General features: G+C 57.3%; 16 protein-coding genes. 3 read left to right on the forward strand and 13 right to left on the reverse strand.

Annotation, left to right across the window (positions count from 1 at the left end; all coding sequences use genetic code 11):
• Positions 1-4: 4 nt before the first annotated feature.
• The 3 genes from BLV48_RS10470 to BLV48_RS10480 form a co-directional block, all read right to left on the reverse strand.
• On the reverse strand, positions 5-1,021 hold the full coding sequence (locus BLV48_RS10470; protein ID WP_091826690.1) for an amino acid ABC transporter substrate-binding protein: 1,017 nt from the start codon (positions 1,019-1,021) through the stop codon (positions 5-7).
• A 93-nt stretch (positions 1,022-1,114) separates the two neighbouring features.
• Positions 1,115-1,747 carry a DUF2238 domain-containing protein gene (locus tag BLV48_RS10475; protein WP_217632993.1) on the reverse strand — a complete coding sequence of 211 codons (633 nt, stop codon included), beginning with the start codon at positions 1,745-1,747 and terminating at the stop codon, positions 1,115-1,117.
• 72 nt (positions 1,748-1,819) lie between these two features.
• Entirely contained in the window at positions 1,820-3,319 is a 1,500-nt protein-coding gene (locus tag BLV48_RS10480) for a RimK family protein (protein ID WP_091826691.1), read from the reverse strand.
• A 146-nt stretch (positions 3,320-3,465) separates the two neighbouring features.
• Between BLV48_RS10480 and BLV48_RS10485 the strand changes: the two genes are divergently transcribed.
• Complete coding sequence (locus BLV48_RS10485; protein WP_091826694.1) at positions 3,466-4,584, forward strand: GNAT family N-acetyltransferase/peptidase C39 family protein; 1,119 nt, start codon at positions 3,466-3,468, stop codon at positions 4,582-4,584.
• 3 nt (positions 4,585-4,587) lie between these two features.
• Here BLV48_RS10485 and BLV48_RS10490 read toward each other — a convergent pair whose 3' ends face one another.
• From BLV48_RS10490 to peaA, 9 genes are all read right to left on the reverse strand, one after another.
• The gene (locus tag BLV48_RS10490; RefSeq protein ID WP_091826695.1) at positions 4,588-5,544 is read right to left on the reverse strand and encodes a sensor domain-containing diguanylate cyclase; all 957 of its coding nucleotides are present in this window, start codon (positions 5,542-5,544) and stop codon (positions 4,588-4,590) included.
• A gap of 48 nt (positions 5,545-5,592) precedes the next feature.
• A complete protein-coding gene (gene sfsA, locus BLV48_RS10495) occupies positions 5,593-6,315 on the reverse strand; it encodes a DNA/RNA nuclease SfsA (RefSeq protein WP_091826697.1) in 723 nt (240 codons plus the stop codon).
• The gene (gene qhpG / locus BLV48_RS10500; RefSeq protein WP_091826699.1) at positions 6,305-7,660 is read right to left on the reverse strand and encodes a flavin-dependent monooxygenase QhpG; all 1,356 of its coding nucleotides are present in this window, start codon (positions 7,658-7,660) and stop codon (positions 6,305-6,307) included. Before qhpG ends, sfsA begins: the two co-directional genes overlap by 11 nt.
• A complete protein-coding gene (qhpE, locus tag BLV48_RS10505; RefSeq protein ID WP_091826701.1) occupies positions 7,653-8,351 on the reverse strand; it encodes a subtilisin-like serine protease QhpE in 699 nt (232 codons plus the stop codon). Before qhpE ends, qhpG begins: the two co-directional genes overlap by 8 nt.
• The gene (locus BLV48_RS10510) at positions 8,341-10,068 is read right to left on the reverse strand and encodes an ABC transporter ATP-binding protein (protein WP_091826704.1); all 1,728 of its coding nucleotides are present in this window, start codon (positions 10,066-10,068) and stop codon (positions 8,341-8,343) included. Before BLV48_RS10510 ends, qhpE begins: the two co-directional genes overlap by 11 nt.
• A gap of 98 nt (positions 10,069-10,166) precedes the next feature.
• Positions 10,167-11,285 carry a quinohemoprotein amine dehydrogenase subunit beta gene (peaD, locus tag BLV48_RS10515; RefSeq protein WP_091826705.1) on the reverse strand — a complete coding sequence of 373 codons (1,119 nt, stop codon included), beginning with the start codon at positions 11,283-11,285 and terminating at the stop codon, positions 10,167-10,169.
• Between the two features lie 12 nt (positions 11,286-11,297).
• Positions 11,298-11,621 (reverse strand): quinohemoprotein amine dehydrogenase subunit gamma, encoded by a 324-nt coding sequence (gene qhpC / locus BLV48_RS10520; protein WP_091826707.1) that lies wholly within the window; start codon positions 11,619-11,621, stop codon positions 11,298-11,300.
• A 1-nt stretch (position 11,622) separates the two neighbouring features.
• Entirely contained in the window at positions 11,623-13,053 is a 1,431-nt protein-coding gene (gene peaB / locus BLV48_RS10525) for a quinohemoprotein amine dehydrogenase maturation protein (RefSeq protein ID WP_091826709.1), read from the reverse strand.
• Between the two features lie 47 nt (positions 13,054-13,100).
• Positions 13,101-14,702 carry a quinohemoprotein amine dehydrogenase subunit alpha gene (peaA, locus tag BLV48_RS10530; RefSeq protein ID WP_091826711.1) on the reverse strand — a complete coding sequence of 534 codons (1,602 nt, stop codon included), beginning with the start codon at positions 14,700-14,702 and terminating at the stop codon, positions 13,101-13,103.
• Between the two features lie 229 nt (positions 14,703-14,931).
• On the opposite strand from peaA, the gene BLV48_RS10535 reads away from it, so the two are divergent.
• Together BLV48_RS10535 and BLV48_RS10540 are read left to right on the forward strand one after the other, a co-directional pair.
• Positions 14,932-15,666 (forward strand): response regulator, encoded by a 735-nt coding sequence (locus tag BLV48_RS10535; protein ID WP_091826713.1) that lies wholly within the window; start codon positions 14,932-14,934, stop codon positions 15,664-15,666.
• Entirely contained in the window at positions 15,663-22,025 is a 6,363-nt protein-coding gene (locus BLV48_RS10540) for an AAA family ATPase (protein WP_091826715.1), read from the forward strand. The genes BLV48_RS10535 and BLV48_RS10540 overlap by 4 nt, the downstream gene beginning before the upstream one ends.
• Here the strand turns inward: BLV48_RS10540 and BLV48_RS10545 are convergent.
• Positions 22,010-23,749 (reverse strand): putative bifunctional diguanylate cyclase/phosphodiesterase, encoded by a 1,740-nt coding sequence (locus BLV48_RS10545; protein WP_139253908.1) that lies wholly within the window; start codon positions 23,747-23,749, stop codon positions 22,010-22,012. The genes BLV48_RS10540 and BLV48_RS10545 overlap by 16 nt on opposite strands.
• Position 23,750: the final 1 nt, after the last annotated feature.

Genomic DNA, 23,750 nt, shown 5'->3' on the forward strand with positions numbered 1-23,750 from the left:
GAGCTCACAGAAACAGGGGAGCAAACAACAAGCCACCACGCGACCAAGGCTTGTTCACTCCCTGCTCCATCCCGATAGCTGTATCAGGACCATAGTGACGCTGGTAGATTTCACTGTAGTTACCAACACTGGCTATCACCTTGCGCGCCCAGTCATTTGGCAACCCCAACTGGCTTGCCAGATCACCTTGCTGCCCCAGCAGATTAAGAATTTCTTGATCCTCCGTGCTGTTCAAGACCTGATCAAGGTTGCTTTGGGTTATGCCCTTTTGATCGGCCAGAATGGTGGCGTTGACCACGGAACGGATAACACGCTCCCAGCGGGTTTCATCGTTCCGCACCATTGGGCCTATAGGTTCACGAGACAGTGTTTCAGGCAGGATAATATAGTGTGCCGGGTTGTCCGCACGGTTGGCGCGGTTGGTTGCCAGGTTCATTCGATCGGCGCTGTACGCGTCGCAATGACCTCGAAAGAAGCTGTCGCCATTGGAAAACTGAACTTGCGCGTCAATACCTTGCTGTTCGAGTGCATTAACAAGGTTTTTGTGAGTTGATGTGTTTTCAGTCACGCAGACCGTTTTGCCCTGCAGGTCTGACAGCATTGAAATGCCACTGTTGGCACGGACCATTACGCCCTGGCTGTCAAAGAGATATACCGCCGGGAACACAACCTGATAGCGGTTTTCTCGACCCAATGTCCAGGTCGTGCTGTACATCACCACATCCGTCTGGCGCTGCTGCAGAGTGGTAAACCGTGTCGTGGCATCAACTTCCACATACTGCACCCGTTCGGGATCACCGAACAGCGCAGCCGCCGTGGCGCGGCAAAAATCAACATAAAAACCTTTCCAGGTTCCATCCGTGTCGATGGCACTGCGACCGGGGTCATCCGGAAAAACACCACAGCGAATATCACCATGACGCATGACTTCATCCAACGTATCGGCATGCACCGATGACAGAAGCATGACATTCATGGCCATCACGATCAGATAACAACAAAACCGGCGAAGAATCGGCATACATGAACCCTTGGCGTTTGGCGCATAACAGCGATGCAGGTCATTCTACCTGCAGAGTTCAGCAGCACCAGCAAAAGTGTCACCGCCGTTCGTCTACAGGGGCTCCAGTGACCGCAACTGCCTGTCATGCAGTCGGTTCATCAGCACCAACGCCAGTATTGCGCCAGCCAACGCCCAAGCCATATCGGACTGGGTATCCCAGACATAGCCCTGAGTACCGAGAAACGCCTCGGCACCCTCCTCCGAGATCAGGGCTACCCACCACTCGATCAACTCGTAGAACGCACTGAACGCCAGACAAAAGCACACGATAAAAAAGTTACGCCATGCCGCTGACGGGATCACCTTCAGCCGGATCAACAGCTCACGTGCAATCATTGCCGGCACTAGGCCCTGCACCAGATGGCCCACCTTGTCATAGTTATTCCGTTGCCAGTCGAACATTTCTCTGAGCAGGTCGAAGAGCGGCACCTTGGCATAGGTGTAGTGAGCACCGACCATAAGAATGATGCAATGAATCAGGATCAGTACATACAGTAACGGCGTCAACGGAAACAATCGACGTGTCGACAACAGTACGGCCGCTCCAATCATCGCCGGAGCAGCTTCCAACAGCCAGGTAACGCGGTCAGCTGGCTCCCAGGCCGACCAAACCAATACCGGCAAAAACACCAGCCCCCAAGCCATAGAGCTAAGGGTACCGGGCAACTGGCGAGTATCTGACATGCAGAACTCCTTATTCAGCCATATTCACACCACTATGTACCCAGCAGGATCAACTGATGTAGGCTGCATATATCAATGACCGATTCCGAGACGGCGCCGTTCCATTCTGCGCAGAAATTCTTCCATGATCATGCGATAGAGGCTGTCCTTGAGATAGAGGTCCTCTACCCCGGAATCGATACTGGGATTATCGTTCACTTCGATCACCACCACCTTATCACCGGACTGTTTCAGGTCTACCCCATACAGACCATCACCTATCAGTTTGGTTGCCTTGAGCGCAGCCCTAACCACCTTCGCCGGCGCCTCATGTACCGGCAGGGTCTCGAAACCACCCGATTCGGCCTGGCCGCTGCTGTGGTTATAGATCTGCCAGTGACCACGGGTCATCAGGTACTTGCAGGCATAGAGTGGCCTGTTGTTGAGAATGCCGATACGCCAGTCGTATTCCGTGTACATGTATTCCTGTACCAGCACAATGGCCGACTGTTTGAAATACTCATCGGCCTGACGCAGCAACTCCCCCGGTGAACTGACTTTGACCACTCCCTTTGAAAAAGCCCCATCGGGGATCTTCAGCACCCGCGGATAGGTCAGAGACTCGGCCAGTGCCTGCACCTCCTTTTTACTGTCCTTGAACAGGAAGTGGGTCTCCGGCATCGCAACGCCATTGGTGGCCAGCAAGTCTGACAGATACACCTTGTTGCAGCAGCGCAGAATCGAAGTGGGGTCATCAAATACCACCAGCCCTTCATGTTCGGCCTTTTTGGCAAAGCGATAGGTGTGGTTGCTGATTGAAGTGGTTTCACGGATGAACAGGCCATCATATTCAGCCAAATGGCTGAAATCTTTCTTGCCGATCAGGCTGACATCGATGCCCAACTGACGCCCGGCACGGATGAAACGTTTGATCGCCATGGGATCGGAAGGTGGCAGCACCTCTTCACGATCCACCAGAATCGCCAGATCATACCGGTATTTGCGACGTGCCGTGGGCTTGCGCCACAGTTTGCGACTGAACGTATCGATGGCAGTGGCAAACAGATCCTCTTCAGCACTGTTAAGCTGTTTCAGACTACCCGCCTTCAATGTTTCGATCTGCCAGCTTTCCCCCTTGCGGAAGGTCAGATGCAGGATGGGGCAAGGAAAATGTTCGAAAATCTGCCGCGCCAGATCCTGCAAGGGGGCAAACAGGGTCTGCCCGAAGCAGATGGTCACTTCCAGCTGTCGATCAGCTTCCAGTTGCTGACGCAGCAGCGCATCTTTACTGACCAGCTTGCCCAGCAGCTCGTTCAGATTCTTCATGTTCAGGCCGTAGACAGACTTGCGCCCCAAGTCATTAATGGTCTGAATCGATGGAATCACTTTGTGGCCGCGCGCTTCAGCCAGCAGCGAGGTGTAGTAGCCGTAACTCAGATAGCGATAGTTGCGGCACAGGTTGATGATCTGAACCGGTGTGCGGTCCTTTCGACTGCCTTGCGCCAGGTACTCATGGGCACTCATCAACTGCTCGGCGGGATAGAACGCCTGCCAGTCCTCTTTTTTGTCTACAACAATTTTCAGTTTGGTCATGGTATTCCCTGCACGTAAACCTGAGTGTCACTATGGAATGCATTGTCCGGTTGCGCAATCAGGGACAAATAATATTTCTGCTTGCCACTGGCTCTACAGGCAGCTCCAGCAGTAGGCTAGAGGCATTCCCTTGAGTGGTAAGAGCCATGTCAGACAGTGTTCAGTTACGCCCAGCCAGCCTGCAGGATCTGCCGGCACTGGTTGCGCTGGAAAACCAGACCTTCAGCGAAGATCGCATCAGCCGACGTCAGTTTCGCTGGATGCTCAAGCGCGGTCACTGTGCTCTGATTACCGCCAGTACTGAAACGATTGGCCTTGTGGGATATGTGCTGGTCCTGTTTCACCGTGGCACCTCGCTCGGACGTATTTATTCGCTGGCTGTAGACGATCGCATGCGTGGGCAGGGTATCGCCCGTCAGCTGATGCAGGCGGCGGAGCAGGCCGCACTGGAGCATGACTGTCTTGCCTTGCGGTTGGAGGTGCGTACCGACAATGCCAGTGCCATCCAGTTGTATGAAAAGCTGGGCTACCGCCAGTTTGGACTGTATGAAGACTATTACGAGGATCACGCCCCTGCGCTCCGGCTCCAGAAGCGCCTACTGGCCCTGACTACCCGCTCACCGGGGATGGTACCCTGGTATGGCCAGACCCTGCCCTTTACCTGCGGCCCGGCCTCGTTGTTGATGGCAATGAAGGCTCTCGACCCGGCCATCGTAATGGACCGACGTCAGGAGCTTCAGATTTGGCGCGAAGCCACGTCCATTTTCATGACAACCGGTCACGGCGGCTGCGGCCCTCGAGGGCTGGCACTGGCGGCCTGGCGACGTGGCTTCGGAGCGGAACTGTATATCAACCGCGAAGGCCCCCTGTTCATTCACGGGGTCCGAACCGAACTGAAAAAGGAAGTCCTTGAGCTGGTGCATCAGGACTTCAAACAGCAAACCGAAACGGCTGGCATCATCGAGCATGCAGAAGAGGTCAGCCTGGAGGCCATCGAGCAGGCACTGTCAGCCGGTCGTTTTGTTCTGATGCTGATCAGCAGCTGGCGTTTCAGTCGGCAAAAGAGCCCGCACTGGGTGGTGCTGACCGGCATCGACAACCACTATGTGTATCTGCATGATCCGGAAGTGGATGAAGAGGATGACAAAACGCGGCTGGATATCCAGAACGTGCCGGTGCCCCGCAATCATTTCTGGCGCATGGCGCGCTTTGGCAAGGAAGGGCTGCGAACGGCGGTAATCATTTCAAAACAGGCCACGGGGTGAGACTCAGTCCGTATCGGCGATCACCAGCGCGTTACGATTGCGATGCTTGGCCTCATAGAGGGAGCGATCGACTCGTTCAACAAAGGCTTCAAGGGTTTCAATCGCACCGGGCAGGCAACTGCCCAAACCACAACTGAAGGTCAACTGCTCGGAAATCGGGGAGTCACTGTGCGCAATACCTGCCTTGGCCAGCTGCTCATAACAGCGCTGTATCACTCTCTGCGCCGCCACACGGTCAGTCTGCGGCAGAACCAGGACAAATTCCTCGCCTCCAAAGCGAGCCAGAAAATCACCACTGCGAATGGCAGCCTGTAACAGCTGCGCCACCTGCTTCAGGCACTCATCTCCCTGAAGATGACCATAGCAGTCATTGTATTGCTTGAAGTAATCGATATCGAAAATTGCCAATGACAGCGGCTGGTTGTGACGCTGTGCCCGTTCCCATTCCTGTTCCAGAATCTGATCCAGATGGCGACGATTGGCCACGCCGGTAAGACCGTCGCGCAGTGAGAGCTCTTCCAGTTCTTTCTGCAGGCGCAGCAATTCCTGTTCGGTGCGCTTGCGTTCACTGATATCGAACATGAAACCGACAAGGGCTTCTACTTCTCCGGCTTCGTCGCGCACCACATGCACCACATCACGAATCCAGACATAATCACCCGAGGCTGTCAGAGCCCGGTAGTCCGCCTCATGGTCAACGCCACTTTGCGACTGTGATACACAGAAGTTGACCACCCATTCACGATCATCCGGATGCATCCGTGTTGCCCAGTCGTCAACGCTGACCCAGCTTTCCTGACTCCAGCCCAGCAGAGGCTCTATTTGAGGGCCGATATAGGCAAACTGCAGGGTTTTCCAGTCGATTTTCCAGGGGATTGCCCGAGTTGATTCCAGTAGAGTCTTGTAGATACTGGCGTCCGTTTCCAGCGCCTGGCCAGCTGAGTCATCCGCTACTGACATGGCAATCTCCAACAGAATTCAGGTTTCATCACGATAATCGACTCTACCTTATACCTGCAACGGTAGTGAGTGTTCCAGTATAAAGGTCTCGGCTGACAGGCTGACGCGCCAGACCAGCACTTCAACCCCCCGCGAGATCGCCGTGCGCAGCAGTTCTCCATAGCGACCATCGATCTCGTCCGCCGGCCGGGCCACTACAGCCCCTGTGTGCTGCACGCAGAAAAACAGCACGGCTCTATGGCCCTGCGCCACGACTTGCATCAGCGTTAGCAGGTGTTTCTGGCCACGCTCGGTGACTGAGTCGGGAAAAGCGATGATGCCATCATCGGGATCATCAGGCCCCGGCCCCAGGGTGACATTTTTCACCTCAATAAAGGTATGCGGTTGCTTGCGCTCTCCCAGCGCCAGATCGAAGCGGCTGTCACCGAAGGTCACTTCTCGCTCAACACCGGTCAGCGGCGACAACTCGGGAATCCGACCTGCACGCACAGCCTCTTCCACCAATCCATTGGTGCGGCTGGTATTCACGCCCGCCCAGTGACCGTGCGCGACCTGCAGCGCCTCCAGCGTGTGGCGATACTTGCGCTTGAGGTTGCCGCTGTCGGAAATCAGTGCAAGCTGCTCGACTCCCGGCAACACGCAATTTTTCATTGAGCCGGTATTGGGGCAGTGTACCGTCATTTCACTGCCATCGGCACGGCGCACATCCGCCAGAAAACGCTTGTAGCGGCGCAGTAGAGTCACGGCTTCAAGCGGGGGGTCAAACTTCATGTTCACCCTGTCCTTTCGGGTCGTCAACCCAGCCCTGCTGCTGCATCCACAGCGCCAAGCGCTCGCCCATCACAGGGCCTTGAGTGTGTGACAACTGCTCGGCAGGCGTCAGATCGGGCCGCGCCCTTACCTGCTCAAGCAGCGGGGCGAGCTCCAGCCCATTGAGATGCCAGATGCCCAAAGGTTGGTCGGGGGTAATCACCACCTGCGCTTCACGAATCAGCCCATCCTGCACCACAGGCCGCACGCCAGTGCTGACCTGATCGGGCATCACGTCCAGATGCAGCGGGACCTGATCCGGCCATTGGCTGCGTCCCTGCCAGAACGGGTTGGTCGGCCACTGGGATTCCTGCGCATAAAAGTCACGTCCTATGCGCGCAAAACGGTAAAAAAGCCCTTCAATCCGGGCCTCATGGAACTGCTTGGCAAGACCTGCCCGCTCCGGGTGATTAATCAGCGTGTTGATCACTGCCGGGGCCTGCAAGGCCGATGACAGTGCCTGAAAAATGCCGTTGCCCGAGAGCGGGTCCACCGCCATTGCGGCATCGCCCACTCGAATCCAGTTATTACCAACACTGTGCTCACACAAAACCGGTGTACTGGTACGCGCATAGACTTCGCCAGCCGGTTCGGCGCCGGCCATAAAAGGCTGAGCCTGCTCAAGCTTACTCAGGCGCGCCTGACACCAGTCGCCCAGTTCTCGCTTGGGCGGCAGGTCGGCACTGGCCACATCCAGTGTCAGCTGCAGGTAGCGGCGCCCATCGGCTCGCAGGGCCATCCAGGCCCATCCATCGGCAAAGCTTTGTACCGCCGAACAGGGTGTATCCGCCGGCCCCTGCCAATACTGCAGCAAGGATACGGTCTGCGATCCTTTCACGCGGGGCACGCCGGCTGCCGGGGCCGCTCGCCCGCGGGCTTCTACCAGAAAATCGCCCTGCAACTGCAGCTGTTCTCCACTGACCAGACTGACTTCGGCCACATGCCCGGTTGCATCGGGCTGAATGCCGGTGACACGCCCCTGAATCACGTGGGTGCCCTGCGCCTTCAGATCATCCAGCAGTGCCAGATCGAAGGCTTGACGCGGAATCAGACGCTCGGTATTGGCGGCACTGGTGATACCGTTCCAGGTTACCCGCCGCGGTGAAGGTTCAGCCATCTGCTCCAGTGCCAGATTAAATCCGGCACCCTGCAGCCCCTGCACCACACGATCGGAGATACCCTCAACCGCATCAAAGGGGCGCGGCTCGCTCACCAGCGTGACCGAGTAGCCCAATCTGACAAGACCGATCGCAACCGCACCCCCTGCAGGACCACCGCCCAACACCAGCACCTGTGACTTATTCATCTTCTGCTCCTGTATAGACACCTCTGCGCTGTTCAGGGCCCTGGTAGCTGGATTGTTGGACCAGCCAGTCCCTCACTTCGCTGAGGCTGACAGCATTCCGTTGGAGACAACGTGCCACCCACGCGCTCAAGTGAGCACACCCCATACTGGCCCCCGACTGCCCACGACTGTTATCCAGAGGCCGGACACAGCCACCAAAATCAGCAAACTCGGTGTCCAGGTGGGAGATCTGTTCACGATCACAGCGAGCATCGCCCGTCATGCGAAACACCCCGGGATAGGCAGACGGATAGACTGGTTCCCCTCGGGCCGGGCTGGCCGCACAGAGAAAAACCCCCTGTTTCAGGGCCCGCTCACAGGCTTCCCTCAGCACTGCTCGGTCCTGCCTTAAGCCCAGACTCAGGTTGATCACCTGTACCCCCTGCTCCACGAGCCAGTCGATGGCAGCCGCCACCTGTGCAGCCGTGGTGGACAATCGATCACTGAATACCTGCGCACTGAACAGTGTTGCCTCGGGCATCAGGTGCTGGATGATTTCAATGATGCGAGTGCCATGCCCCAACTGATCAGGCTCCGCTTCCGTCAGCCAGAGTTGACCATCCTGCAGCACAAAGGCGGCACTGGACGTCACCGCTTGCTGCTCTGAATAGCCGGAATCCACAACCCCGATACGAATCGGCTCAACCGACATCCACCACCTCTTCAATCTCACTCAGATGGCCGTTTTGCAGCAACAACCGCAAATCGGCTCCTGCCAGCGTAGAGGGACGGTGACTGATCAAAATACGCGTGCGGTCGGCAAACAGCCGGTCCACAGCCGCAATCACCTGCTGTTCGGTGGCTTCATCCACCGCTGACGTTGCCTCATCCAGTACCAGCACCGCAGGCTGCTGCAGCAGCGCTCGCGCAATGGCGATGCGCTGTTTCTGGCCTCCGGACAGCTGCTGGCCGCGCTCGCCGAGCGGAGTGTCCAACCCCTGCGGCAGACGTTCAATCAGCTCATCAAGTTGAGCCTCACGGGCCGCCCCCCGCACCTGTTCATCACTGGCCTCCGGGCAGGCATAGCGCAGATTGTCCGCGAGCGAGCCTCTGAACAGCGTAATTTCCTGCGACACCACTGCAACAGTGCGTCGCAAGTCCGACAGGCTGAGCTCGCGGATATCAACGCCATCGAGCAACACCCGTCCCTGTAGTGGGTCGTAGTGGCGCTGCAGCAGGTCGATCAGAGTGGACTTGCCCGCTCCCGAGGCTCCCGCCAGCGCGATTTTTTTGCCTGCCTGCAGACGGGCGCTCACATTATCCAGCACTGGATCTCGGCCAGTGTAGGCAAAGCAGACCTGCTCAAGCTCAAGCTCGCCCCTCAGCGGCTGTGGCAGCGCACGCGGGCTCTGTGGCGATTCGATTTCGGCCTCAGCCTGGCGCAGCTCGCTCACGCGGTTAAGGCTGACGCTCATGCGCTGAATCGCAACATACAGGCCCAGCAGACTGTTTACCGGCCCCGTGGCCATCCCCAGATAGGTGGAAAAAGCGATCAGCGAACCCAGCTGCCACTGCCCCTGAATCACCCACCAGCCACCGACCAGAAAGGCCGCGGCACGGGTCATGGAGGTCAGTGTATTGGGAATCGCCTGAGTAAAGAATTCGGTAATCTGCAGCCGCAGCAACTGACTCAGATAACCATCGTTCAGACCTCCGAGTCGGGTGCGCTCACGATTTTCCTGGCCACTGGACTGGATGAATTTCATCGCCGGCATGGTTTCCACCAGAAAGCTGGATAGATCCGCCGAGCGCTCGCGCAACTCGCGGGTGTTAACCTCCACTTTGCGCCGCATCCAACGCAGCCAAAGTACCTCCAGCGGAATCAGTATCAATACCAGTAATGACAGCTTCCAGGACAGTGTCACCAGCAGAGCAAGCGCACCGATCAAACCGATGATACTGCTCACCGCCGAGAACAAGCTATCGACGGCGAAACGTTGGATTTCGGCCACATCTCCGTCGATACGGGACATCAGATCACCGATGCGGCGTTGACCAAAGAAGGTGGGCGAAAGCCGCTGCAGGTGAGCATAGAGGTCGGTCCGCAGGGCAAACAGGATACGCCCGGACAGGCGCGTGTGCAGGTAACGGTTCAGACCGGACAGTGCGGTGCCGAAAATGCCGACCAGAATCATGGCCACGGCCAGCTTGACCAGCATGCCATAGTCCTTGGCCAGCAGACCGTCATCAATCAAAAGCTTGGTCAGCCAGGGCTGCAGCAGCACCAGCGCCGAACCAACAAAAGACAACAGCAACAGGCCGGCAATTGCCTTCTGCTGTGGTTTGACGAAGCTGTACAACCAGCGAAAACCCTGCTCCAGACGGCTTTTGTCCGGAGCGTGGATGGCGCGTACCAGCCAATTCAGCATGGTGAGCCTTTCCTTGCATCCTGTTTATAAACGAAAAACGGGAGGACCGTTACCGGCGCCTCCCGTTGACTATACCTGATTGAGGGCCTGATCAGATATCAGTCTCTGATGGTGGCCACACGCAGGTCAGAGGTGGTCATGTCACCACTGAGTTCAATGGAGCCGATCTTATCCAGTGTTTCTGAATCATGGATCGAGATGTCATTCGCTGTTCCACCTACGTAGATGGTTTTACCATCCGCGGAGATGTTCAGGTTGTAGTAGGTGTGCTCCATTTCATGCAGCGCCAACGTTTCTCCCGTGCGCAGATCATGTTTGGACAACGTGTTAAATGACCCGTAAAGGATGTTCGGATCACGCGGATCAGAGATGAAGTTAAAGATGATGAACTCAAACGGGAATATCTCCTGACGCGTAGCTTCCCCCGTTTCCAGATTAACGCGGCTCATGCCCCACCACCATTCGGCCGTTTCGAAGTTCCATTCTTCGGAATCGAACTTGGCTGTCGAGTACGGCATGATGTATTCGTTGCTCTGCTCACCCTGAGAGTGCATTGCAAAGGCATCGGGCGGCAGCCACAGGGGCCCTTTCTCCCAATTCTGCAGCGGAGTCACCATACGAATATCGCCGGTTTTCGGGTCGATCGCTTTTACATCAGCCCCACCCAGAATGACCTCACCCTTTGCAGTGGCTGCAATTTTGGTGATACGTCGCTCAACGGGGAATGTCCGCACCGGTTTGGCACCCACGCCATCCGCCACGTTAAACACCGCCAGGCGAGGTTGCTCAACGGTGAATCGGTCACGTTTCAGCCCAAACGGGTTCTGAACCGTATACACTTCTTTTCCGTCAGCACTGACTGCCAGTGACTGGAAGCTTTTCACTTTCAGCGTCGGCGTGGACTGAGCCGCATGGAAGGTGATCTCACAGGTACGAATATCGAACCCGTACACATCCTCCATGCCATTGCTGAGCACGTAGGCGATCTTGCCGTCCGGTGACGGGGCAATGGAGCCAGAGCCGAAGTTGCCCGGAATGTCGCAGGTGCGCTCGACTTTGTTGGTTTTCATGTCGATCACATGCAGATGACCCGGACGGGTCACGGTCAGCAGGTATTCCTGCGCAGCCGCGGCCGCCGGCGCCACTGCACTGAGCAGGGCTGCCGTACCCAAAGAGCCGGCCAGAGCGGTCGATTTGAACAGTTTACTTATTTTCATTGCCAGGCTCCCTTATTCACCATCCTCAAAGATACCGTCCAGCTTGCGCCAGTCCTGCGTGGCCTTCGCCACATCCTTGTTCCAGTCCGGATAGGTGTTCATGGTGTCGGGTACCTGAGCCGGCCACCAGCAGGCATCAGCACATCCGTACAGATCCGCTTCCATCGGCTGACAGAGCGAGCCCAGTCCACCGAAGGGATCCAGTTCCCAGCCCGGGTCAGTGGTAGCAGTACAGCCCACTACCGTTTGCATGGCTACAACGTCTTCGACCTCGTCCGGGCTCACGGACTGGTTGATCAGCTGTGCTTTTTTGTTCAGAGACTTCAAATGTTTCATATCAGGCACTCCTCCTCGGAGAGACGTATGCTTCGAAGAACCCGGGGTTCTCAAGCATGATCCGCGAATACACTTCCACGCCGAAATCGACCCAGTCTCGCATCAGGTCACAGTAGTGGTAGGAAGGATGCGTCGGATCTCCATATTTGGCATAGCTTTCGTGATAACAGCCACCGGAACAGAGGTTACGGATGCGGCAGGTCGAGCAACCGGTGTCGGTACGGTCCAGACGCTGCTCGATGAACTGGCCCAGCGCAGCACGGTCAATCCCTTTCTCGACATCACCGAACGTGGGCAGGTCAGAGCCGGTGAATCGATGACAGAGGTTAAGCCCGCCATCCTTGTCCACCGCCAGCAGCTTGAGCCCGGCACCACAGGGCACCAGTTTCTTGTTGCCCTCGTACATGTCGGTAATCAGCTGGTGCATGTTGCCGTAGCCGAAGTTTTCATTGCGCAGCGCCGCTTCGAGGTAACGCTGTCCCAGTCGCTTCATGCCGGCAAACACCTCAACCAGCTCTTCACCGGTCAGGTTGAATTCGGCAATATCGCCTGAGGTAACCGGGCCAAAGCCCACCTCGAAGAAGCCCAGCTCGCCGCTGAGGTGATCATAGATCCGCTCCACATCGGTAATGCCACGCGTCAATGTGACGCGGCAACCGATCGGGCGCGCGGTATAGCGCTTGAGCAGCATCTCCACCTTGCGCCGCACCACATCGTAGGTGCCCTGACCGCCAACCGTTATGCGGTTCTTGTCGTGCATCGCCTTGGGCCCATCCATGGAGATGGTCAGGCCAAAGCGGTGCTCGTTGAACCAGTCAACCAGCTCTTCGGTCAGCAAGGTCGCGTTGGTGGTCATGGTGAAATCCACCGTGGCACCGTGCTCGGCGAAACGCTTCTCGCAGTACGCCACCATCTCACGTATTAGTGGCATGTTGGAGAGCGGCTCACCGCCGAAGAACACCACGTTGTAGTTGCGCTGATCCGGCGACTCTCGCAGCAGCATTTCCACTGATTGAATCGCGGTTTCAAGGGCCATCTTTTCCCCCTTGGATGGGGTAGTCAGATCTTCCTTGTAACAGTAGGTACAGCTCAGGTTGCAACCGGTGTTGACGTTGAGCACAACGGTGGTCAGCGGGAACTTGCTGACCTTCTGCGGTTCAGGGTTGATTCTGGCTACCGCTCCTGACTCGGAGATCACCTCCAGCGTCAGCAGTTCCTCCAGAGCCTCAGACACCTCCTGCTGAGAGTAGCGCTCACACAGCGGGGCCAGGTATTCGGGAGTCACCTGGTCATGGCTGTCGAACAGCGCCAGCAGCTCTCGACTCAAGCCATCAAGCTCAAAAATGCTGCTGCTTGGAATATGAAACAGCATCTGACGGGCATCAACATCAACCCTGTGCAGATTCGGTTTCACCAGCGTCATGGCACCCATAATCACCTCTTTATTATCGTATCTCGGTGGCTGTTCCGGCTTTTGGCTCAGTCGAGCACGCGACGGACAAAGTCAGGCACGGCAACCAGCATGCTGCCTTCACCATCGACTTTACTGGCGCCATCGTTCACCGTTGCCACCACTTTCAGGCGACCCACGTTGTTGGCCGACATCTTGCGCTCAGGGTTTGGCCCTGCGTCACCGGGTACAAAGATACCGGCCGCATTGATCTGACCCGCATAGAGGTGATCCTTGTCATGCTCAGCCACTTCATCGGCCGGCAGGATTGACCAGCTGGCCGGCATGTAGCCCAGGCGCAGATCGTCATCGGTGCCAGGCTTACCGTCAGCACCAGCGCTGTAGCCCACGGCACGATAGGTGGCACGCACCTTTTCCATCTCACTGCCGGCGCCACCGATACGGGTGACCGCATTGGCCGGCGTCACGTCAACACGCGCCAGCGTGCTGTAGACATTCAGGGCAGCGTTATTGATCGCCTTGCCGACCTTAATGGTACGTGGACCTTCTGCCCCGGTTGCCTTGGCTACCAGCGTGATGCGGTCATCGCCGCGGGCAACGATTTTCTCGACCGTGACACCTTCGCCAAGATCGATATCACCCTTGAGGCCGGCACCAATCAGTGTCAGCTCGGCGCTTTCACCGCTGCGCAGATAGGAAGGCTGAACCGCAACCAGTTGACCCATGCCCTGATCCTTCACGGCATTAAGTGCCCCGCCGATCTCCCGTTCGGTAGCGAGGAACATGCGACCTTCCATCTGACCATTCGCGTCCAGCGCCATCACCTGACGCATTTTCACATCATCAATGGTGACGGAGGCACGCCATTCGTAACCGGTGTAAACAGTCGCTTTGCCCGTACCGCTGAGCACGGTGCCATCGGCATAGTGACCTTCCAGCGTCAGGTCATATCGACCATCGCCGGTTTTGGCAGTACTCATCCAGGCGTCAAATTCGCCCTTCTCGGGAATGTAACCGGTCACACGCCAGCGACCCATGACGTCGGCCTTATCGGCTTTCTTCCAGTTATTCCACTCTTCGGTGACCAGCGGATACTTCTCGAACAGGGTATCGACGGTCTGAGTGGTGGCAATCTGATACCAGGGACGGTCACGTGAGCCGGCGTGCAGCTCAATCCCAGGGAACTGGGCCATATGGAAGTCGACCAGCATCTTCCACTCATCCTTGGCACGACGCTGCAGTCCCGAGCGCGCTTCGGAGTGACAGCGGGCACAGGTTTCGACCAGATGTTGATCCGCGCCGGCTTCCACCAGGTTGGTATCCTGCTCCAGCAAATAGCGATAGGGGGCGGCCTCAGACGGGGCCAGCCCCTGCTTGTCAGACAGGTATTTGATCAGTACCCGTTTTTCCTCTGCGCTGATTTCGAGATCACGCAGGTGGATCATACGGTTCAGCGTCATCTGCCAGCCTTCCGGCGTTTTGCGCTGCTCACTGATACGGGAGAAGGTCGGTGCCGCTGAATCACCTGACTCGGTATGACAAGCCAGGCAACGGTCCCTGATTATCTGCTCTGCGTCTGCGGCCTGCAACGGCATACTGACCAGTCCCGCCAGGGCCAGAGCACCGGTGCCGAGTACCGCACGCTTGGAATTATTATTACTCAATGCCATCACTCCCTCACTTGAGATGGGATCCTGTTTTCGCCGGAGCAGTCAAAACGTCAATTGTCGCCAGGCTGCTTCAGTGCGTGTAGCTAAACTAACCCCGTCATGTAAATGAAATTCTGAGGATTTGTGTTAAGTTGTGCACAGATGTAACAGGATGTAAAAAGCCCTTTTACTTTTCTGTGCTGCAGTTGATATTGCACCTGTCGAGTTTGCCCAGAGATGCCCAACACCCATGAATATAGCCCCATCCCACGCACATATCCTGATTGTCGAAGATGATATTGCCTCACGGTCACTGTTGGTGAGCTACTTCGAAAATGAAGGCTACCATGTGTCCGAGTCCGACCAGGCTGATGATCTCTGCGAACGTGTGGTGCAGGAGCAGATCGATCTGGTGCTGCTGGATATCAGCCTGCCCGGCAAGGATGGACTCACAGTCACGCGTGAGTTACGGGCCAGCTCCAGTGTCGGAATCATTCTGGTTACCAGCAAGGGGGATGAGATCGACCGCATCGTCGGGCTCGAGCTGGGCGCTGATGATTATGTGACCAAGCCGTTCAACCCGCGTGAATTGTTGGTGCGCGCGAAAAACCTTCTGTGGCGCATTTTCAGCGCGCGCGGCGGCAGTGGCGCCAGTGACCGAAGAGGCCCAGCCGGCTACCAGTTCGAGGGCTGGGTGTTGGACCCGCACAAGCGCCAGCTGACCAGCCCTGAAGGTGAACATGAGCGCCTGCCCGAAGGCGAGTTCAAGCTGCTGCAGGCTCTGATCAACCACCCCGGGCAAGTGCTGTCCAGGGATCAGTTAATGGATGCAATTCACGACCGTGAGTGGACCCCCAATGATCGCTCGGTTGATGTGTTGATCGGGCGGTTGCGACGCAAGCTCGGTGACAATCCATCCAACCCTCAATTGATTCTGACCGCCCACGGTGCCGGCTACATGTTTGCCGGTGACATCAGCCCATGAGTGTCCCTGAAGGCTACCGGGTTCTGCGCCGACTGCACCAGAGCCCGGGCTGCACCGTCAGCCGCGCCGTCCGGCTTAAAGACGGTGCAGCGGTGGTAATCAAGCAACTGTACCGCAGCCACTGCAGCCGCGAACGCCTGAGCCGGTTGCAGCATGAGTTCGAGATGCTGTCACGGCTGGACATTATTGGCATTGTGCGTCCGCTTGAGCTGATCCAGCTGGAAACCGGACCCGCGGCCCTTTTTACCGACTCTGGCTCGGCTTCACTGCGGCAACTGCTGGCTGAGCAGCAGCTCAACTGGTCCCAGTGGCTGTCAGTGGCGATCCGCATTAGTACCCTGTTGGGAAAGCTGCACGAAGCAGGCGTTATTCATAAGCAGGTGAATCCTGATCACCTGCTGTTCAACCCCGACACCGGTCTGGTCGAGTTGATCGGCTTTTCCCTCAGCACCGGCCTCAGCCGCGAGCAGGCCAGCTGGAACACACCGGAACTCGGTGACGGCGGCCTTGCCTATATCGCTCCGGAGCAGAGCGGACGTATCAACCGCAATATCGACTACCGCAGCGACTATTACAGTCTCGGCGCCACACTGTACGAGCTGATGACCGGGCGCCCGCCCTTTGTCAGCGACGATGGCATGGCACTGGTGCATGATCACATCGCCAAGCAACCTGCACCGCCGCATGAGATCAACCCGCAGCTGCCGCAGATGCTGTCGCAGGTCATTCTCAAACTGCTGTCCAAGGACGCCGCCCAGCGCTATCAATCCAGCGTCGGCCTGGTGCATGACCTGCGCTTCTGCCTGCAGGCACACCAGCGTGGCGAGCATGAGCTGGATTTCACACCGGGCGAGCAGGATCTTTCAGCCAGGTTCCAGATTCCACAGCGGCTCTATGGACGAGAAGCGGTGCTGGAACAACTGCACCGACTGTATGATGGTTGCCGTGATGGACAAAGCCCGCTGGTATTGATCACGGGCTATGCAGGCGTGGGCAAGACCAGTCTAGTGCACGAGCTGCGCCAGTACGTCAACCAGAAGGGTGGCAGTTTCAGCAGTGGAAAATTCGACCAGTTTCGACGCAATCGCCCCTACTTCGCCATTTTCCAGGCACTGCAGGGGCTGGTACGCCAGCTACTGACAGAACCCGAGATTCGCATTGCACGCTGGCGTGAACAGTTGCTGGACAGTGTCGGCAACCATGCCCAGATTTTGTTGAAGCTGATCCCCGAACTGGAGTTGATCATCGGCAGTCAGCCGGACGCACCGCCCTTGTCGGCAGCTGAAGAACAGAACCGTTTTTCCCGCATCTTCATCCAGATGTTGCGCGTTTTTGCTTCCCCCGAACGACCTCTGGTGCTGTTTCTGGATGACCTCCATTGGGCTGATCTGGCCTCTCTGCATCTGATCGAGACCCTGGCAGGCGTAATCGACCCGCCCAGACTTTTGCTCATCGGCAGCTTTCGCGACCATGAACTGGGCGCCACTCATCCGCTGCGCACCAGCCTTGAGCGGTTGCACAACTCCATATTGCCGCCGGTAGAGCTGGCACTGGAACCCCTGAGTCCGGACCAGGTCAATCAGTTGATTGCCGATACACTGCGGGCCGACCTGAATGAGTGTCGCTCACTGGCCGAAGCGTGCAGCGAAAAAACCCAGGGTAATCCCTTCTTTCTGAGCCAGTTTCTGCACTCCCTGCACCAGGACGGCCTGATCTGCTTCCGTGAACAGCGTTGGCAGTGGGATGAGCAGGCTATCCGGTCTCAGGAGATGACCGACAACGTCATCCAGTTGATGGTCAGTAAAATTCAGCGACTGCCCGCGAATACTCAGGCTGTCTTGCCGCTGGCAGCCTGTATCGGCAGCAGCTTCAATCTGCGTACACTGGTGGTGGTCAGCGGCCTCGAACCGCGTCAAGCCGCCGACCAACTCTGGCCCGCGCTCACCGAAGGCCTCATCGTGCCGCAGGATGACAGCTACCGTCTGTTCCAGAACATGAACCCAGGCCGCACCCGCTATCGCTTCGTGCATGACCGTGTCCAGCAGGCGGCCTACTCCCTGATTCACGATGATGAGCTGGAAGCCCTGCACCTTCAGATTGGCCGCCAGCTGGAAAACAGCCTGCGACCCGACGAGATCGATGCTCGCATTTTTGAAATCAGCAACCATCTGAATCAGGCACGACGTCTTCTGGATACACCGACCCAACGCATACGACTGGCCAACCTCAACCTGCGCGCAGGGCTTCGCGCCCGGGAAGCCGCTGCATTCGATTCCGCACTCGACTACCTCAGCACAGGACTGGAGCTGCTGCCGGAAAACGCTTGGCAGGAAAGCTACAGCCTGGCGCTTGAACTGCACACATCCGCTGCCGGCATTGCCCACATCAAGGGCCAGCAGGAGCGGATGCAGCAACTGATTAATGCAGTCGAGACACATGCACAAACACTGCTGGACCGGGTACGGGTATTCGAGATCCGCATCCAGTCACAGGTCGCCAACAATCGCTTTCACATGGCGCTTGAAACTGCGCTGGAGCTGCTCAACCAACTGGGTGTGCGGATTCCTTCTCGTCCCGGCACCGGCCAGTTGCTCAGGGCGGTGGCACGCACCCAGTGGCTACTGCGCCGACAGCCACCTGAAAAGGTTGTTCAACTGCCGGCCATGGAATCCCCACAGCTGCTGGCCGCCATGCCGATACTCGCCAGCATGTTCGGTGCCATCAAGTTCTCAAGCTCCGAGCTGCGCCCGCTGGTGATGGCGCGTCAGGTTGAACTGACACTCAAACATGGCCTTAGCCCCTCTTCCGCACTTGCCTTTGCCGGGTACGGTGGCGTGCTGTGTGGCCAGTTCCAGGCGATTGAGCAGGGTTACCGACTCGGCCAGATGGCACTGGAACTGGATGCACAACTGCCCTCCACGCCCACTCACCACCGCACTCTGTCGCTGTTTGATTGTTATATTCGCCACTACCGCGAACCGTTGCAGCATTGCATGGAGTCGCTGCTCAAAGCGCATCAGCTGGCACTGGACTGTGGCGATATGGAATGGGGGGCCTACGCACTGGCCGCCTACATCCAGTACGCCTTCCCGCTGTGCCGCAACTTGGACGAATTGCAGCCACGGCTGGAACAGTATGCTCGCTGGCTTGAGCAGTCGGGACAGCAGCAGTCGCTGCAGTACTCCCTGTTTACGCTTCAGACCATGGAAAACCTGCGCGGCCAGAACAGTGACCCGACGCGGCTCGATGGCCATTTCTATCAGGAAGAACGCGACCTGGCCGAGCTGGAACGGGAAAACCACCGTACTGCCATCAGCCTGCACCATTTCTACAAGGCACTGCTCTGCTACCTGTTCGGCGAGTACGAGCTGGCCTATACCCACAGCGAAGCCGGTGATGCCCTGCGCTCATCCATCAGCGGGACATTTACCGCGCCCTGGCTGTCATTGCTGAACTCACTGAGCATTCTGGCGCTGCTGCCACGCACCAGCATACTGCAGCAGCCGGCACGGTTGCAGAAAGTGAACAAGACCCTCAAGCGTCTGCGCAAACTGGCGCGTCACGCGCCGGAAAACCAGCGTCACCACGTCGACCTGCTGCAGGCAGAACTGTATCGCAGCCAAAAACAGTACAGCAAGGCGATGGATCTGTACGAGCAGGCGATTGAGCATGCTCGTCAGCAAGGCTTTCTGCTGGAAGAAGCGCTCGCCTGTGAACTCGCCGGACAATTCTATCTTGAGTGGGACAAACCTGGCGTGGCCCGCTCGTACCTGCAGGATGCCTGGGAGCGTTATGCCGACTGGGGCGGACGTGCCAAGCTGGAGCAGATGCTCAGGCGCTACGCGTTTGAACCCGAACGGCCGCTGCGCCAGGTGCGTCCCGAACCGTTCAGCAGCCGTTCCGACAACGGGCAGTCGCTGGACAATCAGGCTTTCGACATCACCTCCGTGATTCATGCCTCGCAGGCGATTTCAGATGAAATTGTACTGGAACGGTTGCTGGAACGACTGATGCGGCTCGCACTGCAGAATGCCGGTGCCCAGCGGGCAATTCTGATTCTGCGCCGGCAACAGAACCTCTACCTGGAAGCGGAAATCTGTCTTAATCAGCCACCAACGCTGTTTAACGTTCTGCCACTGGAACAAAGCGGCAGCCTGCTGCCACTGAGCATCATCAACTATGTTGCGCGCACCAAGGATGACGTCGTGCTGGGTAACGCGGTTGAGCATCAGATGTTCCAGCAGGACAGCTATATCCGCCACCACCTGCCCAAATCGCTGCTGGCCATCCCGATTCTGTACCACGGTGAACTGACTGCCATTCTCTATCTGGAGCATTCACAGAGCCGTGACATCTTCAACCGCGACCGACTCAAGACTCTGCAGATACTGGCGGCGCAGGCCGCCATCTCGATTGAAAATGCCAAACTGTACCAGAGTCTGGAGCAGTCCGAGCGGGAGTACCGCTCACTGTTCGAAAACTCCAGCGAGGGCATTTTCAGAATCGATCGGCGTGGCCGCTTCATCTCCGCCAACCCGGCACTGGTGAGGTTGCTGGGATATGACAGTGCCTCCCAGTTTCTGAACTCGGTCACCGATGTCATTCGTGACTGCTTCATCGACCGCGAGGACTGCCGTCGATTTCTTGCCCTGCTCAATCGACAGGAGCGAGTGCTGCGCTTCGAGACGCGCTGGCGCCGGCGTGATCGCTCCGAGGTTTATATCTCCATCTCAGCCCATCGCATTACCGATGAGCAGGGTCAGCTGAAATATTACGAAGGCTCACTGACCGATATCAGTGAACGCAAGGCCAAAGAGCAGGCGGAGATTGCGCGCGAGAAGGCCGAAGCGGCCAGCGAGGCCAAGAGCCATTTCCTCGCCACCATGAGTCATGAAATTCGCACTCCGATGAATGGCATTCTCGGTATGGCTCAATTGCTGATGCGCTCAGGTCTGAGCCCGGCACAACAACAACAGGTCGACTCCATCTACCGCTCGGGACAGTCTCTGCTGACCATCCTCAACGATGTGCTCGACTTCACCAAAATCGAGGCCGGACAGATGGAGCTGGAACGGACGCCTTTTAACCTGGTTGAACAGCTGGAGCAACTGCGCCAGCTGCTGTTGCCTATGGCGCAGGAAAAGCAGCTCGATCTGATTCTGCGTCTGGAACAGGACCTGCCGGAGCGTGTCATCGGTGATGCCCGCGCCCTCAACCAGATCCTGTTGAACCTATGTACCAACGCCCTCAAATTCACCCAGGAAGGCTATGTCCTGATCAAGGTGCGTGTCCTTGATAAACAGCAGGAACACTGCCGTTTGCGGTTTGAAGTGGAGGACACCGGCATCGGTATCCCTAAGTCGGCTCACTCTCGCATCTTCATGCATTTCAGTCAGGCGGACAGCTCAATTACACGCCGTTTTGGCGGCACCGGACTGGGGCTGTCGATCTGCAAACGGTTGGTCGAGCTGCAGGCAGGCCAGATCGGTTTTGACAGCCACGCCGGTCAAGGCAGCCGCTTCTGGGCTGAGTTGGAATATACCGTCACCAGCGGCAGCGCACTCCCGCCGCCAAGTATCGAACCTGCTGGGACGCTGGAAGAGAAGGCACGACTGGATATTCTGCTGGTGGAGGACACCCCAATCAATCAGCAGGTCACGGTTGGCCTGCTTGAGTCAGAAGGACACAGCGTCAGTGTGGCGGACGATGGCTACACCGCCCTGTCGATGCACAATGATCATGACTATGACCTGGTGCTGATGGATATCCACCTGCCGGATATGGACGGTATCGAAACCACACGCCGGATGCGCAACCACCCTGAGCCTTCCCGTGCAGCCGTACGCATCATCGCCCTGACCGCATCGGTCACACCCGCCGAAATGCGGCTCTACCAACAGGCGGGTATGGACGCTGTTGTCAGCAAGCCGCTGCAGTTCGACGAACTTAATCGCTTGCTTCGGGATACGCCGGCCAGGGATCAGTTACCCACGCTCAGTCGCGACAGCGAAGATCCCTTACTCAACCTTGGCCTGCTGCAGCAACATCGTCAGATGCTGGGCAGCGATCGCTTCACCGCCCTGTGCCAACAAATGCAGGAGCAGTGTCTTGAACTGCTGCAGCAGCTCGATGCAGCCGATTCGGAAATGCGCCCGATATTACTGCATAAACTGGCCGGAACACTGAGCAACTTCGGTCTGCAGCAGGCCGCTCGACTTAGCCGAGACCTGGAGCAACAAGCCGCAACACAAGAGAACCTGCAACAGTTGGATCAGCTTACACGTAACAGTCTGAAGGCTCTGTACAGCTGCTCAGAGCTGGGGCTGCGGGAGGCGGTGCCTGATCAGGATAGAGGCTGAAGCAAAGCCTCTTCCTGATCGGGCCGCTCAGCATCCACGTCTGCAAAGGGGACGCTGAACCGAGGATTGATCAGATAGCGGCTGACGTCTTCAGCGCTGAGAGCACGGCTGAAAAAGAAACCCTGTACTTCATCACAACCGGATAACTTCAGGCACACCAGCTGGTCCGGTGTCTCGACCCCCTTGGCTGCCACCTGCATTCCCTTGCGTCGAGCCACCGCCGCAATGGAAGTCAGTATCACGTTGTCGTCATAACTGTTGCGGATACTTTGTATGAAGCTGCGCTCGATCTTGATACGGCTAAAGTGCACACCCTCCAGCCGGTCATGTTCCAGCCCGATTTCACTGCAACCAAAGTCATCAATCACCAGCTCCAGCCCAAGGCCATAGAGTGCTTCAAGCAGACGTATCTCGATCGGCCCAAGCTGATCCAGAAACTGGTCATTGATCTCAATCTGAATCAGGCCAGGAGCCACTCGGTAATGGTTGAGCCGCTCCCGTAACCAGTCAACCAGTTCAGGATTCTGCAGCTGAGCCAGACCCAGGTTGACCGAAACCGGCAGCAACTCGAGGCCTTGCTCCTGCCATTGGCTCAGCTGGTGCACCACCTGCTCCAACACCCGGTAGCCAAGCTCGGGCATCAACCCCCGAGCCTTTGCAACATCAAGAAAGCCATCGGGCTCAATCAGCCCATGTCCTGGGCAATCCCAGCGCACCAACGCTTCAAACCCGGTCGTCATATAGCCACGCAGGCTGATGCAGGGCTGGTAGTGTACGCGCAGTTGGTGTTGCAGTGCCTGCAGCGACAACAGCGACAGGTCGGGTTTGCTGCCCGATTCATTGCCCTGCCGCGGATCATAGAAGGCAAACTGCCCCCGGCCTGAGCGTTTGGCACGATACATCGCCATATCGGCGTGCTTTACCAAGGTTTCGATATCCACCCCATCTCGGGGCGACACGGCGACACCGATACTCGGGCTTGTACTGAGCCCATGACTTTCCAAATCGGCATAGGGCGCTGACAGAGCCTCTACCAGATGCCGGGCACAGGTTTCCACATCTTCATGTCGGCGAACTTCAGTCAGCATCACCACAAACTCGTCTCCACCGAAGCGGCTCACGATATCGCTCTCTCGCAACCCTGTATCCAGCCGTCTGGCAACCTCCTGCAACAGCAGATCACCCACCTTATGGCCCAAGGTGTCATTGATCAGTTTGAAGCGGTCCAGGTCAATAAAGCAGACAGCGGCAAATCGACCCTGCCGTTTTGAACCCAGCAGATGTGAGTGTGCCAGCTCCATAAAGAGACGACGGTTATACAGCCCCGTCAGATGATCGCGGGATGCCGCTTCCAGAATATGCTGATGTTCGTTACGCAGGGAGTTAAGCAGCTTGAGATTTCGAGTTTCCGAGCGTTGCAGCGCCTGCAGATACTCATCACGTCTGCGCAGCGTCCATAGCAGCCAACCCAGCCCACTTACGGCAATCAGGGTAAGCCCCAGCACGGTCGCCAGAAACAGATCACGCTGTTCACGGTAATTCAGCATGAGATCAGGCTCTGACCGGCAGGCCTGTTCGAGCATTTGATAGAGGCGCTGCAGCTCATCCAGTTGCCAGACCGTGAGCAGCCAGACAGCCAGCACCAGCAGCAATGCAAAACCGGCAATACCAACGCACGGCAGCATCGAGGGCGTAACGTGTGACTCGGACGGAGGAAGGCTCAAG

It is taken from the genome of Marinobacterium iners DSM 11526 (assembly GCF_900107855.1).
GTDB classification, from domain to species: Bacteria; Pseudomonadota; Gammaproteobacteria; order Pseudomonadales; family Balneatricaceae; genus Marinobacterium; species Marinobacterium iners.

What these genes read in the sequence shown, in the direction of transcription:
- BLV48_RS10470 (WP_091826690.1), bottom strand. Translation starts at nt 1,021, where the DNA reads ATGCCGATTCTTCGCCGGTTTTGTTGTTATCTGATCGTGATGGCCATG.
- BLV48_RS10475 (WP_217632993.1), bottom strand. Translation starts at nt 1,747, where the DNA reads ATGTCAGATACTCGCCAGTTGCCCGGTACCCTTAGCTCTATGGCTTGG.
- BLV48_RS10480 (WP_091826691.1), bottom strand. Translation starts at nt 3,319, where the DNA reads ATGACCAAACTGAAAATTGTTGTAGACAAAAAAGAGGACTGGCAGGCG.
- BLV48_RS10485 (WP_091826694.1), top strand. Translation starts at nt 3,466, where the DNA reads ATGTCAGACAGTGTTCAGTTACGCCCAGCCAGCCTGCAGGATCTGCCG.
- BLV48_RS10490 (WP_091826695.1), bottom strand. Translation starts at nt 5,544, where the DNA reads ATGTCAGTAGCGGATGACTCAGCTGGCCAGGCGCTGGAAACGGACGCC.
- sfsA (WP_091826697.1), bottom strand. Translation starts at nt 6,315, where the DNA reads ATGAAGTTTGACCCCCCGCTTGAAGCCGTGACTCTACTGCGCCGCTAC.
- qhpG (WP_091826699.1), bottom strand. Translation starts at nt 7,660, where the DNA reads ATGAATAAGTCACAGGTGCTGGTGTTGGGCGGTGGTCCTGCAGGGGGT.
- qhpE (WP_091826701.1), bottom strand. Translation starts at nt 8,351, where the DNA reads ATGTCGGTTGAGCCGATTCGTATCGGGGTTGTGGATTCCGGCTATTCA.
- BLV48_RS10510 (WP_091826704.1), bottom strand. Translation starts at nt 10,068, where the DNA reads ATGCTGAATTGGCTGGTACGCGCCATCCACGCTCCGGACAAAAGCCGT.
- peaD (WP_091826705.1), bottom strand. Translation starts at nt 11,285, where the DNA reads ATGAAAATAAGTAAACTGTTCAAATCGACCGCTCTGGCCGGCTCTTTG.
- qhpC (WP_091826707.1), bottom strand. Translation starts at nt 11,621, where the DNA reads ATGAAACATTTGAAGTCTCTGAACAAAAAAGCACAGCTGATCAACCAG.
- peaB (WP_091826709.1), bottom strand. Translation starts at nt 13,053, where the DNA reads ATGGGTGCCATGACGCTGGTGAAACCGAATCTGCACAGGGTTGATGTT.
- peaA (WP_091826711.1), bottom strand. Translation starts at nt 14,702, where the DNA reads ATGGCATTGAGTAATAATAATTCCAAGCGTGCGGTACTCGGCACCGGT.
- BLV48_RS10535 (WP_091826713.1), top strand. Translation starts at nt 14,932, where the DNA reads ATGAATATAGCCCCATCCCACGCACATATCCTGATTGTCGAAGATGAT.
- BLV48_RS10540 (WP_091826715.1), top strand. Translation starts at nt 15,663, where the DNA reads ATGAGTGTCCCTGAAGGCTACCGGGTTCTGCGCCGACTGCACCAGAGC.